The sequence below is a fragment of the Aeromonas sp. HMWF017 genome (genome assembly GCF_003061465.1).
GTDB lineage: Bacteria > Pseudomonadota > Gammaproteobacteria > Enterobacterales > Aeromonadaceae > Aeromonas > Aeromonas veronii.
The window spans coordinates 1-16,553 of record NZ_QAJD01000040.1; the positions used below are offsets into that span (position 1 = coordinate 1).

The window sequence follows — 16,553 nt, forward strand, 5'->3', positions numbered from 1 at the left end:
CGACCGGGGCGGGCGTGGGGGCCGCTTCTTTGGGTTGGCTGCGGTTCGGGTGGATCACCAGCTCCAGCGTGGCGGTGCTGATGTCGCTGACCCAGCGCTGGGTCCCGCTGTTGGCTTTGCCGTTATCCGGATCATCGCCAACGCGCACTATGTAGCGGTAGCGTGCCTGCAGATCGACCCAGTCATGGAGCCGGGCCGTCACTCCCAGACCCGCCAGCGGCGCCAGGTTGTCGTCCCCGCCATTGACCGATTCGACGTGATAGATATAGCCACCACCCTCGGCAAAGAGCGAGAACATCTCGCTGAGCGGCAGGCGGCCAATGACTGACAGCGTGGCTCCCTTGCTGTTGAAGTCATGGCCGCTGATATCCCAGTCACCGGTGGAGAGATAGCCAATCTCAGCCCCCAGATTTTCCGTGAAGTTGTAGCCGCCAAACAGGGAGAGCGCAGTCGCATCCTTGCCGACATCCTGACTGAAATCATTCAGATTGTGGGCAATGGCCCAGCCACCGCCAACCCCGGCATACCAGTCGTGAACCGGTTCCGCTTGTGCGCCTGTGCTCGCCAATGCCAGTGCAATCCACACAGGTTTTACTCTTATGTTCATCGCGTATCCTCGTCGATGTTTGGTGTAGTGGGGTTGCCTGCTGGCCAAACCCCACACTTATGTATAGGTGACGGGCTGTTTTTAACCACCAAAGAGGTATGGGGGGCGACACGCCGGGAACCATGGCGCGAGACGGGAAGAGGAAGGGGGCAATAGAGGGTTACAAAGTGGGTGAAATAAGCGGCAAGAAAAAGGAGGCCAGGTGGCCTCCTTGTTATGTCGGACTGCAGGATTACTGTTGTACTTGCTGCACGCCGGTGACGCGTACTTCTACACGGCGATCCGGTGCCAGGCAGGAGATCAGCTGAGCCTTGCCCTTGACGCTGTTGCACTGGGTACCGGTGACCGGATTGGCTTCACCGCGACCTTCGATGGCAACTTTGCCAGCCGGCAGACCTTTGCCAACCAGGAAGTCGGCCACGGTACGGGCACGCGCTTCGGAGAGTTTCAGGTTGTAGGCATCAGAACCGATACGGTCGGTGTAACCGACGACCACGGCGCTGCCATCTTTCGGCTGAACATCAACGATCTGCTGATACAGCGTATTCAGCGCTGCGACACCTTCTGGCTTGAGGGTGGATTTGCCAAAGGCAAACAGCACGTCAGAGCTCAGGGCGAAGTTCTTGTCGACCAGTACCGGCTCTGGAACCGGCTCAGGTGCAGGGGCGGCAACCGGGGCAACATAAGAGGTGCGGTTCGGGTGCATCACCAGCTCCAGGGTCGCGACGCTCATGTCGCTCTCCCAGGTTTTCTGCTCGTCACCCAGATTCCACAGATAGCGGTAGCGTGCTTGCACATCGATAAGGTCGGAGAGCTTGGCAGTCAGACCCAGGCCCGCCAGCGGCGCAGTGCCGTTGTCGCTGTTGCCATTGCCGTTGACGTGATTGAAGTAGGCACCGCCTTCAGCAAACACCGAGAATATGTCGCCCAGCGGCAGGCGGGCGATACCGGAGAGGGTGGCACCCTGGGTTTTGAAATCGGCACCGTCAACGCCCGCTTTGCCGGCGTAGAGATAGCCCAGTTCAGCTGCGTAGTAGTCGTTGAAGTTGTAACCGCCGAACAGACTCAGCGCAGTGGCATCTTTGTCAGTGTCTTTGCCAAAATCATCCAGACCGTGGGCATATGCCCAACCTGCACCAACACCGGTGTACCAGTCATCGGCAGCCTGAGCTGTGGTGCCTGCGGCGGCGAGCGCCAGTGCAATCAGGGTAGGAGCCATTTTGAGTTTCATCGGTTTATCCTCGTTGTGTTAGCCCATGTCGGGCAATGCACTTGTTTTTATTGCTGCGAAAAATCGCCAGCAAAGTGGATAGCGAAGGCTTTGGACTCTCATGATGCATTGGCGTCATGGACAACAGACCGGACAAGAAGCGCTTTTTAGTGCTTATCCAATACCTTACAGGCGCAACTACTTTATGCTTTCGAGACGGGGCAGGCAAGGGCAGGGAGGCGGGAGTGAGGGATGCAAGCGAGAACGAGACAAACAAAAAGGGATGCCGCAGCATCCCTTTTTTTCGCACTATCTGAACGAGGTCAGATTATTGCTGAACTTCTTGTACGCCAGATACGCGAACTTCTACGCGACGATCCGGAGCCAGGCAGGAGATCAGTTGAGCTTTAGCAGTTACGCCGTTGCACTTGGTGCCGGTAACCGGGTTGGCTTCGCCACGACCTTCGATGGCAACTTTGCTGGCAGCCATACCTTTGCTCACCAGGAAGTTAGCAACGGTACGGGCACGGGCTTCAGACAGCTTCTGGTTGTAAGCGTCGGAACCGATACGGTCGGTGTAACCAACAACAACAGCGTTGCCATCTTTCGGCTGGAACTCAACGATTTGCTGATACAGACCGTTCAGGGCTGCAACGCCTTCCGGCTTCAGGGTGTCTTTGCCGAAGGCAAACAGCACGTCTGAGTTCAGGGCGAAGTTCTTCTCTACAACTTGCGGAGCAGGAGCCGGCGCTTCTTCAACAACCGGAGCAGCTACCGGAGCTACGTAGGAAGTGCGGAACGGGTGGTATACCGCTTCCAGAGTAGCGATGCTCTGGTTGGCTTTGTAACGCTCACCGTTGGCATGCAGGTCAGCCACGTCCCACATGTAGCGGTAGCGAGCTTGCAGATCCAGCGCGTCATTTACCTTGTAAGTCACACCAGCACCGGCCAGCGGGGAAACTTTAGTGTCGCTGGTGCCCAGACCATCGGTGTGACCCCAGTAGGCGCCGCCTTCAGCGAACAGGGAGAAGTCGTTGCCAACCGGCAGACGGGCGATACCGGACAGGGTGGCACCCTGGCTCTCGTAACGGTTGCCGTCGGTGTTGCCACGACCGGTGTACTGGTAGCCCAGTTCGGTACCGAAGTTCTCGGTGAAGTTGTAACCCATGAAGGCGTTGGCAGCAGCCGCGTCTTCCTGGCCGACATTGGTGCTTTCCAGCTTGTTCAGGCCGTTGAAGTGAGTAGCACCGACACCGGCACCGAAGTAGATGTCGTCAGCGGCGTGAGCAGCGGTAGCACCCAGAGCAGCCATGGCGATGGCGATCATGGAAGGAGCCATTTTCATCATAAAAAAATCCTCGTTGAGATCGCACGTTATTCACGTGCTTCACACTTTGTAATTTATGTAAGCTGCAGGCTCCGCCGTACGGCTGGCGTCGAGTCTGGCAGATGACCCGGTATAACCGGGTTGCACACTCTCCTGGTGTGTCGAGTGCGCTGGCATGGCACGCAATGCGTGAGAAACCACTGCCAGGCAACTGATGTCATTCCGATGACGAGGCGCACTCTATGCCGATTTTAAAACATGATCAAGCTCACAAATGAGCCTTGTGGCAAATTGTGTCGTGACCTTAAATGGCTGTTTATCCAGATTAATTAGTGATCCAGATAGGCCCTGTGCAGTTTCTTCTCCAGCTTCATATAGGCCTGAACCCAGTCGCTATGCGGGCTGGCAGGATTCGCTCTGGCGGCAAAGACCGCGAGGTAATCAGCCTGGGTTGCGCTCTGCAGCAGAGGGGTAAATGTCATCAAGAAATGTCGTGCCAGATAGGGGTCAAGGGGCCAGATGTTGAGGATGGCGCGAGCCACAGGCTGAACCGCAGCTGAACAGATGAAGTGGCGGTGTCCCGCCTCCAGCCAGTCGGCCATCTCGCACATGCCCGATTCGGGCACCAGACCACCATCACCTTGAGTGGTTGCCAGCGCAATAGCCTGACCATTTACCGTGATGAGCTGCTCATTGTTATGCAGGGTGCCGTCGTGGCTGCGCAGGGCCAGGTCCGGGCATGCCAGTTCAAGAAACAGGCTGCAGCTCTCCGGCAGGGCGGCCAGCAGCTCGCTGGCGTGGCTGGACATCAAGGCCGGAAGCCAGAATGCCTCGGCGCGATATTGTTCACCTTGCAGGCGCTGTTGTGCCAGTTCTTCTGTGCTGGATACGGGGTGCAGGCGAGAGATAATGCCGGGAAACGCCATACTTATTCCTCTTAATGGGTATCCGGCGGATTATACGAGTTATTGGGGGGGCCACAATAAAGGTTTCTTTTCGAGACTGTTTACCTGAGGCGGCTGAGCGATTACCATCCCCCCTTGAAGGCAAGGGTTGTCGCCGAAAGGCGCTCATAAGATAGAGGCTCGACCATAACGAGTCCGAACAAAACTGATACACTTGACTACGAGTCGTCGCGAAAAATAAAAGGCGGAGTAAATCCGCCAAACGGAGTATGGAACATTATGAATTCAAATATCGTCACTGTTGGCAAGAAGATCCGTCAGATCCGTGAAGCGGTCGGTTTGAGCCGTCCGAAGTTTGCAGATTTGCTGGGTGTTCCTCCCACCACGCTGAAAAACTACGAGCTGGGTTACCGTGAAGTTGGGGGCGCCTTCCTGGTTGCCCTGGCGCACCACCCGGATCTGCACAAGTTCACCCTCTGGCTGCTGGCAGACAAGAAAGTCGCCGAAATCGGCCAGATTGGCCCGGATGACCTCGCCAAGGCGTGATCATCGATGTGAATAGAAATGCCGCCTTCGGGCGGTATTTTTTTTGGGTCGCCGATCGATATTTTGATCTAACGCGCTTTGAATTATCCATGCAGGCCAACGAGAATAAGCGGCCCCGAAAAGTGGGCCCTGGTGGTATCTGGCCACCCGAACACTATTACATTCAGGATGATATGAGCAATCGTATGGAGTATGGGTATGAGCAGTAACGAGTTGGATAAACGCTATGGCCTGATGACTGCCATTGCGATGGTAGTCGGCGTGGTGATCGGCTCCGGTGTCTTCTTCAAGGCCGATGATGTACTGCGTCTGACTGGCGGTAATCTGGCCATTGCGCTGCTGGCATGGGCGCTGGGGGCATTTTCGATGATCTTCGGCGCGCTGGTGTTTGCCGAGTTTGCCCAGCGGATTGAAAAGTCCAACGGTATCGTCGATTATGCCGAAGCGGCATACGGCAAAATGTTTGGTTATCTGGTGGGGTGGTTTAAAGGCGTACTCTATTACGCCCCTCTTTCCGCCATCCTTGCCTGGGTCGCTGCTCTGTACACCATGATCTTGCTCGGTAGTGATAATCCGACCAACTCTGGTGCGACCTGGATACTGGCGGCTGTTTATATGACGGTCACCTATCTGATCAACTTCTACACCCCGGTCCTGGCGGGCAAGCTGCAAGTGGGTTCTACCCTGATCAAGTTGATCCCGCTGATCCTGGTTGCCATTGTGGGCACCATTTCAGGCTTGCTCAATGGTGTCACCGTGACCAACTTTGTGCAGGCAATGGATGGGATAGGAAGCACCGGAGGCACGCTGGCCACGGCCGTGGTTGCCACCGCCTTCGCTTATGAGGGGTGGATCGCCGCCGTGACCATCAACAGCGAAATTCGCGATTCCAAGAAGAATCTGCCCAGAGCGCTGGTGATTGGCACTCTGATAGTCTTTGTGGTCTATGTCACCTATTTTCTGGGGATCGCCAGCGTCTTGCCGACGGACGAGATAGTGGCGCAAGGGGATAACGCGGTAAATCTCGCGACAACCAGCCTGTTTGGCGGGACTGCCTCGACCATTTTGACCGTGTTCGTGATTATCTCCTGCCTCGGAACCCTCAATGGTCTGGTGTTGGCGACCATGCGTATTCCCTACTCGCTGGCGATCCGCAATCAGGGGCCAGCCCCCAAGTGGATGAGCCGTATCGAACCGCATCACCACATGCCAATCAACTCGGCCCTCGCGGCAGCCTTGTTGTCGGTGATCTACTCAGTGCTGTGGTACTGCAGCATCAACGAGACATTCGGTCGTTACATCGCCCTGGACGAGATGCCGATCGTGCTGATTTATGGCCTCTATCTGTTCCTCTATGTCTGGTACATGCGCACCTTTACCGAGTTGGGCTGGATAAAGCGGTTCGTGATCCCGACCTGTGCCACCCTGGGCGCGCTCATCATTCTGTATGGCGGTATCACCAATCCCAGTCTGGGACTCTATCTGCTGGTCTCTGTGGGGGTGATTCTGCTCGGGTTGCTCTTCTACCGTAAGGAGTGACCGGATAAGTGAGTTGAAAAAAGCGCCGAATGGCGCTTTTTTCATGTGTAAACCGCAGCATGTCGACAACTAACTGCCCAGCAACCCGAGGCGGCCCAGTTCATCCTTGAGCTGATCGAGGTTGCGCTCGACGCAGGCTTCCCCCTCGTTGATGGCATCGCTGGCACGATGAAAATCCATGATGGAGAAGCTGCCAAGGCGCGGGCAGAGCTGGATCTCCGGCGGGTCACCGGCCATCCGGGCGCGGGTGATGCGTTCCTGCATGATGTTGATGGAGCCACTCATCACGCTCCACAGACCCGGGGTGGCTGGCGCGGATTCACCGCGATTGAGCCACTGGCTGAGCAGGCCGCCGCTGCCGGGTTGATCCGGCTCGTCGGTCCAGGGTTGGTGCATATCGGTGTTGAGGTTGACCGCAATCACCACCTCGGCCCCCATGGCGCGGGCCAGCGAGATGGGCACCGGATTGACCACGGCGCCATCGACCAGCCAGCGGTCGTTGATCCGGGTCGGGGTGAGGATCCCCGGCATGCCGCAGGAGGCGCGCACCGACTGGCGCAGCGGGCCCTGTTGCAGCCAGATCTCGCGGCCGGTATCGAGCTCGGTGGCGATGCAGGCGAAGGGGATGGGCAGGCTCTCGAGATCGGGATCCCCCAGATGGCTGGCGGCAAGGCCAAATACCTTTTCGCCGCGAAACAGACCGCCGGAGAGGGCCGGGTCGAGCAGGCTGACCACCTGCAGGCGGGTAAAGCCGCGCACCCAGGTTTCCAGTCGATCCAGTTCACCGGCGGCATAGGCGGCACCGACAAAGCTGCCGATGGAGCAGCCAGCGATCAAATCCGGTTTGATGCCGAGACGTTCAAGGGCGCGGATGACTCCGATATGGGCCCATCCTCTGGCGGCGCCGCTCCCGAGAGCGAGCCCTACGCGGGGTTTACGTGGCACGACAGTCCTCCAAAAAAGGGGTTGATGGCTCAGCTTACTCCGAGAGTCAGGAGGCGTCACCCTGCCATCTTTCGCTGCGGTTGCGACCGTTGGCCTTGGCCTGATAGAGCGCCACATCGGCGCGGCGCACCGCTTCGTGCAGGGGAAGGTTCTCCTGGTGGGGCAGATAGCCGAGGCTGATGGTGACCTCCAGCCCGGGTTCGATGGCGGCCCAGTCGTGATCTGCCACCGCCTTTCTCAGCCGCTCCGCCAGCTCGCCGAGCTGCGTTGCATCAGCGCGGCCAATCAGCAGCAGAAACTCTTCGCCCCCCCAGCGGATCAGGCGATCAGTGGGCCTAAGCTGCTGCTGGCAGATCTGCACCAGCCGGATCAGCACGATATCGCCGACAGCATGGCCAAAGTTGTCATTGACCCGTTTGAAGTGATCCGCATCGAACATCAGGATCCCCGCTTGCAACCGGGTCAGATCGCCCGCCTGCTCCAGCAGCACCAGATAGTGGCGGTTGAAGGCGCCGGTGAGGGCATCGTGGCAGGAGAGGTAATTGAGCCGCTGGTTGAGGCGATGGGATCTCAGGTTGGAGAGGGCGGCCAGCAGCATAAAGAGAATGGCGAGCAGGGTCGGCGTGGACTGGCAGAGCATGGCCCACACCAGCGGCAGCAGGGTGACGTTGTGCACCAGTCGCAACGGGGTATCGGGGATGGCCATGGTCAGCTGCAATGCCCCTTGTTGCCACTGGTATTCGTCGGTCGGCTCGGAGTCTTGTGGCACCACGGGCTGGTGTGCGCTGCTGGCCAGCACCTGATGGTACTGATTGAGCAGCAGATACTCACCCAGCGCCGGCGCCAGCTGATTGAGCTGCGACTGCAAGCGTGAGAGCAGGATGTCCATGCTGATCATCCCTACCAGCGAGCCGTCCTTGTAGAGAGGCTGGGACATGGTGACCATGGTGCCCAGTCCGGCAAAATCTTCGTAAGGGCGGGAAAGAATGGTGTCCCGGCTGGGGTTGGGTGACATCAGCGCATCCTGCCAGTAGTGCTTGTCATAGATGCTGCGGACAAAACGAAACTGGCTGGAGGGGATCCAGGGATAGAGGTAGATAAAGTTGTCCACGCCGGTGAAGTAGGCCCAGGCGATCTCGCTGCCCAGGCGCTGGCTGGCGGTGGCCAGCAAGGGGGAGAGGCTCAGGGCCAAATGAAGTTGCGCCTCCCGCGCACTGCCGGGGGGCGGCAGCGGGCCGTCACCGGTGAGGTTGCCCGCCAGTCCGGCCGGTAAATCACCGGGGAGCTTGTCGAGGGCCAGCCCCTCTGGCAGTACCTCGATATGGCGATAGAGCTGGCGGGTGAGCACCGACTGGGGGTCGCTGCGCAGTCGCTCTTCGGCCTGACCGCGCATCGCCTCCAGAAACACTTCGGTCTGTTTGAACCGATCCCGCAGGTAGATGGCGCTGTTGAGGGTATCGCTCTGGTAGAGGCGTTCTATCTGTTTCAGGCTTTGCCGCAAGGTCAGACCAATCAGCAGGATGACCACGGCGAACAGGAGCCAGGTCAGGCGTGTGAGAAAGCGGTGGTCAGACATTTTGGGCATAGGCAGTCAGTCGGGTTGCGAAGGAAATTGTCGTTAGTGTATGCGATGTGGCGTGAAAACAAACGGCGCGACCTGAAACAGAGTGAGCTTATCCCGCTCTTGTTACGTTTTGTCACATTTATACATAGTCACGGCATAGTCTGGGGCTAAAATGGCCCCAATCTGGATTTACCCTCTCACTCTTCATGGACTGTTCGATGAAAATGCGTATCTGGCTCGGCTTGGGCCTTCTTCTAATCGTGGTTGCCGGCGTCTGGGCGCTGCGTCACAGCGAACCCGCCGCCAAAGCACCGACCAGACAGGTCAATATCCGCACTCAAACCGTCAAACAGAGTCTGGCCGAGCCTACCCTCAAGCTGGTGGGCAAGCTGGCGGCCAATCGTTCCGTCATCATCAGCCCCGAAGTGACCGGTCGCATCGTCAAGATTGCGGTGCAGTCGGGTCAGAGCGTGGCGAAGGGGGAGACCCTGATCGCGTTGGATGCGGGCAAGCAGCAGGCGGAGCTGGCCGAGCAGAGCGCCAGTCTGCGCGACGAGAACCGCAAGCTGAGTGATATGCGCAAGCTGGTGGCCCGTGGCGCCGTGACCCAATCCGAGCTGGAGGGGCAGGAGGCCACCGTGGCCCAGGTGCAGGCACGCCTCGATGCGGCCCGCTACGAGCTATCCCTGCGTACCTTGCAGGCGCCCTTTGCCGGTACCGTGAGTCTGATTGACTTGAGTGAAGGGGCGCTGGTCAACAGCGGCGATACCCTGCTGCATCTGGATGAACTCGACAAACTGCGCCTCGATCTGGCGGTGCCGGAGCGTTACCTCTCCCTGCTGCGCCCGGGCATGGCGGTCACCGCCACCAGTACCGCCTGGCCGGATCAGCAATTCAACGGCACCCTGACCACCCTCGACAGCCGTGTCTCCAACGATACCCAGAACATCAAGGCGCGGGTGATGATCCCCAATGGCAATGGCCAGTTGCGCCCGGGCATGTTGCTCAATGTGGAGCTGGCGCTGCCTGCCCAGCAGCTCACCCTGATCCCCGCCCAGTCGGTGGAGTACGCCGGTGAGCAGCGCTTTGTTTACCGTCTCGAGACCGATGGCAGGGTCAAGCGGGTGCCTGTGGTGCTCGGCGAAACCGAAGGGGAGACCGTCTGGGTCACCGAGGGGCTCAAGGTCGGCGATCGCATCGTGGTCGAGGGTCTGGTCAATCTGCGTGATGGGGTGCTGGTGCGTGATCTGGCCGAGGTGAACGGCTGATGTGGCTCTCCGATATCTCAGTTCGCCGCCCGCTGGTGGCGGTGGTGCTCAGCGCCCTGCTGACCGTGTTTGGTCTGGTCGCCTTCAGCAAGTTGACGGTGCGGGAGATGCCAGACGTGCAGATCCCCTCGGTCTCCATCACCACCACCTATGAGGGGGCCGCCCCCTCGGTGATGGAGAGTCAGGTCACCAAGCCTATCGAGGATCAGCTCTCCGGCATCAGCGGTATCAAGAACATCAACTCCATGACCCGCAAGGGGCGCTCGATGATCACCGTCGAGTTCAAGCTCGGCTGGAACATGGTGGAGGGGATCTCCGATGTGCGTGATGCCCTCTCCCGCGCCCGGCCACGGCTGCCCGATGATGTGGACGAGCCGCTGGTGACCAAGGACAGCGGTAACGGCGATGTGGCGATCTGGCTCAACTTCAGCAGCAGCCAGATGGATCGCACCGCCATGACCGACTACGCCAACCGGGTGCTGGTCGACCCCCTGAGCTTGGTGGACGGCGTGAGCGAAGTGGCGCTCTCCGGCGATCTGACCCAGGTGATGTATGTGCGGCTGCGCCCTGCCGACATGGCGGCCCGTGGCATCACGGTGAGCGATGTGGAAGAGGCTCTCAAGCGGGAGAACATCGAGCTGCCGGGGGGCGAGATCCGCAACAACTCCATGACCATGGCGGTGCAGATCGCCCGGCTTTACCACACAGCGGAAGATTTCCAGCAACTGCAAGTCACCACCGCCGCCAACGGCCAGAGCGTCTATCTGGCCGATATCGCCGATGTGGAGGTGGGGGCCAAGAACGAAGACAGCGCTTACCAGCGCAACGGTAAAGAGAGTCTGGGTATCGGCATCGTCGCCCAGTCCACCGCCAACCCGCTGGCGGTGGCACAGGGGATCGAGAAGAAACTCGGCGAGATGCAGCGCTTCCTGCCGGAGGGGGCCAAGCTCGAGGTGGATTACGACTCCACCATCTTTATCAAGCAGGCCATCGACGAGGTGTATGAAACCCTGGCCATCTGCGCCGTGCTGGTGGTGGCGGTGCTCTATCTGTTCCTCGGGCAGGGGCGCACCACGCTTATTCCGGCCATCACGGTGCCGGTGTCGCTCATCTCCGCCTTTATCGGCGCCTGGTATTTTGGCTTTTCCATCAACCTCATCACCCTGCTGGCGCTGATCCTCGCCATCGGTTTGGTGGTGGATGATGCCATCGTGGTGGTGGAGAACATCCACCACCATCTGCAGCGCGGTGAGCCGCCGCTGCTGGCGGCATGGCACGGCACCCGCGAGGTGGGCTTTGCGGTTATCGCCACCACTGCCGTGCTGGTGATGGTGTTTGTCCCCATCGCCTTTATGGATGGCATGGTGGGGCGGCTCTTTACCGAGTTTGCGATATTGCTCTCGCTCGCGGTGCTCTGCTCCTCGCTGGTGGCGCTGACCCTGACCCCGGCCATGGGTTCCTGGTTGATGCGCCCGCTGGATAAACCGAACCGGCTGACCGCCGGGCTCGATCGCGGGCTCGGCTGGCTGGAGGGCCACTATCGCCACCTGCTGGTGTGGGTGCTGCGTCGCTCCCGCTGGACGCCGCTGGTGCTGCTGCTCTGTCTGGGCGGCATCGGCGCCCTGTTTACCCAGCTGCCGACCAGCCTTACTCCGACCGAGGATCGCGGCGTCATCTATGTCTTCGTCAAGGGGGCAGAGGGAACCAGCATCGAGCGGATGAAGCGCAACATGCAGCAGGTGGAGTCCGCCATCATGCCGATGCTCGGCAAAGGAGTGGTGCAGGCGCTCAGCTTCAGTACCCCCGCCTTTGGCCGTGGCGGCGATCAGACCGGTATGGTGATCATCCAGCTCACCGACTGGGCCGATCGCGACGTCACCGCCACCGAGTTCTCTCGCTCGCTCGGCGCCAAGCTCTCCGGCATTCCCGACGTGATGATCCGCACCTTCCAGCCCGGTTTCCGTGGCGGCTCCACCGCTGCGGTGCAGTTCGTGCTGCAGGGCAACGACTATGCCGAGCTCTACCAGCAAGGGTTGGCACTGCAACAGGCGGCGCAGGGCAGCGGCCTGATGCTGAGCCCGGATCTCGACTACGCCGAGAAGACCCCCGAGCTGCAGGTGACCATCAATCGTGACAGCGCCAGCCAGCTCGGCATTCCGGTCTCCACCGTCGCCAACAGCTTGCAGACCCTGCTGGGCGGGGCGAGCAAGACCACCTATGTGGACAGGGGCGAGGAGTATGACGTCTACCTGCGCGGCAATCAGACCGAGTTCAACGGCATCTCGGATCTCGGCCGCATCTATCTGAAGGCGGCCAACGGCGAGATGGTGAGTCTCTCGACCCTGGCCACCGTCAAGCAGGTGGCGACTGCCAACCGCCTCAACCACTACCAGCGGCAAAAAGCGATCACCCTGACTGCCGACGTGCACCCCGACCACACCCTGGGTGAGGCCCTCGATTTCCTCGATGGCTGGGCCAACGCCAACCTGCCCACCGGCATGACGGTGGATTACGCCGGTGATTCCAAGGATTACCGCGACAATCAGGGGGAGATGGTGCTGGTCTTTGGCCTTGCCCTGCTGGTGGTCTATCTGGTGCTGGTGGCCCAGTTCGAGAGCACCCTGACCCCGGCGGTGGTGATGGTGACGGTGCCACTCGGCATCTTCGGCGGTCTGCTTGGCCTCTGGCTGACGGGGCAGGAGATGAGCATCTACAGCCAGATCGGCATGATCATGCTGATCGGCATGGTGACCAAGAACGGCATCCTCATCGTCGAGTTCATCAACCAGCTGCGCCAGCGCGGGGAAGGGTTTGAGGAGGCGATCATCGCAGGCTCGGTGCGCCGCCTGCGCCCCATCCTGATGACCTCGCTGACCGCCATTATCGGCGCTGTGCCGCTGATGCTCTCCATGGGGGCGGGTTACGAGAGCCGGATGGCGGTGGGGACTGTGGTCTTCTTCGGGTTGTCGCTGGCAACCCTGGTTACCCTGCTGGTGGTGCCCGCCATCTACCATCTGATCGCCCGCCACGCCGGCATGACAGGGGCGCGGGATCAGCAGGTAGACGAGGCGCTGGCCGCCAGGGGGGCAGGGGAGTCGCACCCTCCGGCGCTCTGATCAGCGCCTTGGCCTGAATCCTGGCCTGAACCCTGACCTGCGCGCTCAAGCGGGGCCGGTTATCAGCCTCCATCATCACAAGGGCGCCTGCGGGCGCCCTTGCTATTGGGCGGCGGCCTATTCCGCGGGATCTATAGGGACAAAAAGCCATCGCTCCCCTTGGCCGCAACCGGTATAATGCGCGACCCGAATTTTTCCAGGTGTTCAAAATGCAGCCGGTACCCAACCTTTTCTCCTATCCCCGCTATTGGGCCGAGTGCTACGGCACGGCGCCCTTCCTGCCCATGTCCCGCAAAGAGATGGACAAGCTGGGTTGGGACAGCTGCGACGTCATTCTGGTGACGGGGGATGCCTATGTTGATCACCCGAGCTTCGGCATGGCGGTCATCGGCCGCATGCTGGAGGCGCAGGGTTTTCGGGTCGGCATCATCGCCCAGCCGGACTGGTCATCCAAAGATGACTTTATGCGTCTGGGCAAACCGAACCTCTTCTTCGGGGTGACCGCGGGCAACATGGACTCCATGATCAACCGCTACACCTCCGACAAAAAGCTGCGCCACGACGACGCCTACACCCCGGGGGATGTGGGCGGCAAGCGGCCGGATCGCGCCACCCTGGTCTATACCCAACGCTGCAAGGAGGCCTTCAAGGAGGTGCCGGTGGTCATCGGCGGTATCGAGGCATCCCTGCGCCGTATCGCCCACTACGACTACTGGTCCGAGACCATCCGCCGTTCCATCCTGCTCGATGCCAAGGCCGATATCCTGATCTACGGCAACGCCGAGCGGCCGCTGGTGGAAGTGGCTCATCGCATCGCGGCGGGGGAGACCATCGACACCATGCAGGATATTCGCGGCACCGCCGTCATCCGCAAGGAGCCGCTGCCGGGCTGGAAAGGGGTGGATTCGAGCAAGCTCGACCAGATTGGCCGCATCGATCCCATCATGAACCCCTATATGGAAGGGGCACCTTGCTCGGATGACGCCAGCGAAGCGGCCCCTGCCGCGCAGGAGGCCCAGCCTGTGCTGGTGCAGCCGCCCAAGCCCAAGCCGTGGGAAAAAACCTATGTGAAGCTGCCGGCGTTCGAGCGGGTGAAAGAGGACAAGGTGCTCTACGCCCACGCCTCGCGCATTCTGCACCACGAGACCAACCCCGGCTGTGCCCGTGCCCTGTCGCAGGCCCACGGCGATCGCATCGTCTGGGTCAACCCGCCCGCCTTCCCGTTGGAAACCGAGGAGATGGACGGCGTATTCGGCCTGCCCTACCAGCGGGTGCCGCACCCGGCCTATGGCAACGAGAAGATCCCCGCCTTCGAGATGATCAAGACCTCGGTCAACATCATGCGCGGTTGCTTTGGCGGCTGCTCCTTCTGCTCCATCACCGAGCACGAAGGGCGCATCATCCAGAGCCGCTCGGAAGAGTCGATCCTGAAAGAGATCGAAGATATCCGCGACAAGGTGCCGGGCTTTACCGGCGTCATTTCGGATCTGGGCGGCCCCACCGCCAACATGTACAAGTTGCGTTGCAAGAGCCCCAAAGCCGAGCAGACCTGCCGTCGCGCCTCCTGTGTCTGGCCCACCATCTGCCCGCATATGGACACCGACCACAGCCCGACCATCAACCTCTATCGCAAGGCGCGCGACCTCAAGGGGATCAAGAAGATCCTCATCGCCTCCGGCGTGCGTTACGACATCGCGGTCGAAGATCCCCGCTATATCAAGGAGCTGGCCAAGTACCACGTCGGCGGCTACCTCAAGATCGCGCCGGAACACACCGAGGAGGGGCCGCTCTCCAAGATGATGAAGCCGGGCATGGGCAGCTACTACCAGTTCAAGGAGCTGTTCGACAAATACTCCAAAGAGGCGGGCAAGCAGCAGTACCTGATCCCCTACTTTATCTCTGCCCACCCGGGCACTACCGATGAAGACATGATCAATCTGGCGCTCTGGGTCAAAGAGAACCGCTTCAAGCTCGATCAGGTGCAGAACTTCTACCCGTCGCCGCTCGCCAACGCCACCACCATGTATTACACGGAGAAAAACCCGTTAAACAAGGTGAGCCGAGAAGGGGGCGATGTGTTTGTCGCCAAGGGCGAGCGCCGTCGCCGTCTGCACAAGGCGCTGCTGCGCTACCACGACCCCGCTGGCTGGCCGATGATCCGCGAAGCCCTGCTCGCCATGGGCAAGGGCCACCTGATTGGCAACGGCCCCGGCTGTCTGGTGCCTGCGGAAGGGCGTAACGAGCGCGCCGCCAGTGGCAAGGGGATGAAACCGGCCCTGACTCGCCACAGTAACATTGCCCATCAACGCGGCAATGGCGCAGGCAACAAGCCGACGGGCGGCAAGCCGGTGGGTTCCCAGCTGCAGAAAGGGGCGGCTAATGGCAAACCGGCCGCACAGGGCGAAGGCAAGAGTGCTGGCAAGGGCAAACCGGCAGGCAAACCCGCCCATAAGAGCAAGGCACCGACCCGCGCTGGTTCTGCCAAGCCGGGTGCCAAATCCGCTGCTCAAGGCGGCAAGCCTGCGGCTAAAGGAAATGGTGCCAAGCGACCGGCGCGGTAATATTTCCTGATTGGAAAGCGATAGAAATAAAAAGGCGACCAGATGGTCGCCTTTTGTTCGAGAGGCATTCAAATAGTTAATTTTATTTTTATGGTCGTAGCTTTTCTTGTCACCATCGACCTCCCAAACTACCGTCTCTCAAATAGTACTTTTTCCCATCTAAAATACTTTTTATGACAGCTTGAATATGGATTGGTTGAGTTTCCAAATTCACCTTTCGTGCATGTTCTTTTAATTTATCTAGATTGACAATATCATGAAGGTCATCTTTTGTAATCTGTACAAAAGGGCCGTTAGAAGAATCAGTACCTGAATGTCCAATGACCTCTGCAACTCTAATAATGCCACCATCAGAATTTAGAACATCAATTATATAATGAGCTGCTTTTAATTTAGAGGATCTTTTTAGTTCAAAGAAAATGTGGGATTCCAAGTGACTTTTAATAAAATTTTTATTTGAGAGTGCATGAATAGCGACAGATTGAAAGATCTCTTCCAATTCTTTTAGTTCAGTTTCATTAACCCATTTGGTTTCATTATACTCGCCATGGTATTGCCCTCTAACCTCATACAGTAAATCCCCACCTAATGGAGCACTACTTTCTCGTTCGATAATTCTTTTTATTAGTGAATATTTATCATCGTAATCAGATATGATTTTATTTGTAAGCCAATTTATCTGTCTATAAATGTCCTTTGACTGGAAGCCATAATTACTCTCAAGGGCTACCTTTAATTTATCTGAATTTAAAAAACAATCATAAATGCTGGTTAGAATATCAAAGCTATTTTCTTTGCATCTTGATGAGTAATTGGTCATCATTTCAAAGAAGCGTTCATCTGCATCTTCTTTTAGTATTTCATTAATGAAGTTTATCCTATCAACCTCTCCATTTATAAATTCTAGTATATTTTTGTCGGAGATATGCCCTATAGGGGTTTTATAATGGAATGCTACATATAAT

Annotated in this window: 12 protein-coding genes; 5 read left to right on the forward strand and 7 right to left on the reverse strand. The window is 58.7% G+C overall.

What is annotated here, in order from left to right; translation table 11 throughout:
* From DBR30_RS03550 to DBR30_RS03570, 4 genes are all read right to left on the reverse strand, one after another.
* Positions 1 to 607 (reverse strand): outer membrane beta-barrel protein (locus DBR30_RS03550; RefSeq protein WP_146181351.1); only part of this gene is annotated, 607 nt, incomplete at its 3' end.
* A gap of 232 nt (positions 608 to 839) precedes the next feature.
* Positions 840 to 1,838, reverse strand: a complete 999-nt coding sequence (gene ompA, locus DBR30_RS03555) for a porin OmpA (RefSeq protein WP_005358919.1) — start codon at positions 1,836 to 1,838, stop codon at positions 840 to 842.
* 307 nt (positions 1,839 to 2,145) lie between these two features.
* Positions 2,146 to 3,165: a porin OmpA gene (gene ompA, locus DBR30_RS03565; RefSeq protein WP_041234103.1), complete on the reverse strand. Its 1,020-nt coding sequence runs from the start codon at positions 3,163 to 3,165 to the stop codon at positions 2,146 to 2,148.
* 308 nt (positions 3,166 to 3,473) lie between these two features.
* Complete coding sequence (locus DBR30_RS03570) at positions 3,474 to 4,070, reverse strand: hypothetical protein (RefSeq protein WP_108540698.1); 597 nt, start codon at positions 4,068 to 4,070, stop codon at positions 3,474 to 3,476.
* Between the two features lie 258 nt (positions 4,071 to 4,328).
* On the opposite strand from DBR30_RS03570, the gene DBR30_RS03575 reads away from it, so the two are divergent.
* Both DBR30_RS03575 and DBR30_RS03585 read left to right on the forward strand, forming a co-directional pair.
* Positions 4,329 to 4,595, forward strand: a complete 267-nt coding sequence (locus DBR30_RS03575; protein WP_005338367.1) for a helix-turn-helix domain-containing protein — start codon at positions 4,329 to 4,331, stop codon at positions 4,593 to 4,595.
* A 198-nt stretch (positions 4,596 to 4,793) separates the two neighbouring features.
* Positions 4,794 to 6,134, forward strand: coding sequence for an APC family permease (locus tag DBR30_RS03585; protein ID WP_005338365.1), 1,341 nt, complete (start codon positions 4,794 to 4,796; stop codon positions 6,132 to 6,134).
* A gap of 69 nt (positions 6,135 to 6,203) precedes the next feature.
* Here the strand turns inward: DBR30_RS03585 and DBR30_RS03590 are convergent, their stop codons facing one another.
* On the reverse strand, positions 6,204 to 7,079 hold the full coding sequence (locus tag DBR30_RS03590; RefSeq protein WP_100654262.1) for a patatin-like phospholipase family protein: 876 nt from the start codon (positions 7,077 to 7,079) through the stop codon (positions 6,204 to 6,206).
* A gap of 46 nt (positions 7,080 to 7,125) precedes the next feature.
* On the reverse strand, positions 7,126 to 8,664 hold the full coding sequence (locus DBR30_RS03595) for a sensor domain-containing diguanylate cyclase (protein WP_108540692.1): 1,539 nt from the start codon (positions 8,662 to 8,664) through the stop codon (positions 7,126 to 7,128).
* 197 nt (positions 8,665 to 8,861) lie between these two features.
* On the opposite strand from DBR30_RS03595, the gene DBR30_RS03600 reads away from it, so the two are divergent.
* The 3 genes from DBR30_RS03600 (at position 8,862) to DBR30_RS03610 (ending at position 15,588) form a co-directional block, all read left to right on the forward strand.
* Positions 8,862 to 9,911, forward strand: a complete 1,050-nt coding sequence (locus DBR30_RS03600) for an efflux RND transporter periplasmic adaptor subunit (RefSeq protein WP_181363477.1) — start codon at positions 8,862 to 8,864, stop codon at positions 9,909 to 9,911.
* Positions 9,911 to 13,027, forward strand: a complete 3,117-nt coding sequence (locus DBR30_RS03605) for an efflux RND transporter permease subunit (RefSeq protein ID WP_108540686.1) — start codon at positions 9,911 to 9,913, stop codon at positions 13,025 to 13,027. Before DBR30_RS03600 ends, DBR30_RS03605 begins: the two co-directional genes overlap by 1 nt.
* A 209-nt stretch (positions 13,028 to 13,236) precedes the next feature.
* Positions 13,237 to 15,588 (forward strand): YgiQ family radical SAM protein, encoded by a 2,352-nt coding sequence (locus DBR30_RS03610; protein ID WP_108540683.1) that lies wholly within the window; start codon positions 13,237 to 13,239, stop codon positions 15,586 to 15,588.
* A 109-nt stretch (positions 15,589 to 15,697) separates the two neighbouring features.
* On the opposite strand, the gene DBR30_RS21150 is transcribed toward DBR30_RS03610, so the two are convergent.
* A partial coding sequence (locus tag DBR30_RS21150; protein WP_219927546.1) for a hypothetical protein occupies positions 15,698 to 16,553 on the reverse strand: 856 nt, incomplete at its 5' end.

What these genes read in the sequence shown, in the direction of transcription:
- ompA (WP_005358919.1), bottom strand. Translation starts at nt 1,838, where the DNA reads ATGAAACTCAAAATGGCTCCTACCCTGATTGCACTGGCGCTCGCCGCC.
- DBR30_RS03605 (WP_108540686.1), top strand. Translation starts at nt 9,911, where the DNA reads ATGTGGCTCTCCGATATCTCAGTTCGCCGCCCGCTGGTGGCGGTGGTG.
- DBR30_RS03600 (WP_181363477.1), top strand. Translation starts at nt 8,862, where the DNA reads ATGAAAATGCGTATCTGGCTCGGCTTGGGCCTTCTTCTAATCGTGGTT.
- ompA (WP_041234103.1), bottom strand. Translation starts at nt 3,165, where the DNA reads ATGATGAAAATGGCTCCTTCCATGATCGCCATCGCCATGGCTGCTCTG.
- DBR30_RS03585 (WP_005338365.1), top strand. Translation starts at nt 4,794, where the DNA reads ATGAGCAGTAACGAGTTGGATAAACGCTATGGCCTGATGACTGCCATT.
- DBR30_RS03575 (WP_005338367.1), top strand. Translation starts at nt 4,329, where the DNA reads ATGAATTCAAATATCGTCACTGTTGGCAAGAAGATCCGTCAGATCCGT.
- DBR30_RS03595 (WP_108540692.1), bottom strand. Translation starts at nt 8,664, where the DNA reads ATGCCCAAAATGTCTGACCACCGCTTTCTCACACGCCTGACCTGGCTC.
- DBR30_RS03570 (WP_108540698.1), bottom strand. Translation starts at nt 4,070, where the DNA reads ATGGCGTTTCCCGGCATTATCTCTCGCCTGCACCCCGTATCCAGCACA.
- DBR30_RS03610 (WP_108540683.1), top strand. Translation starts at nt 13,237, where the DNA reads ATGCAGCCGGTACCCAACCTTTTCTCCTATCCCCGCTATTGGGCCGAG.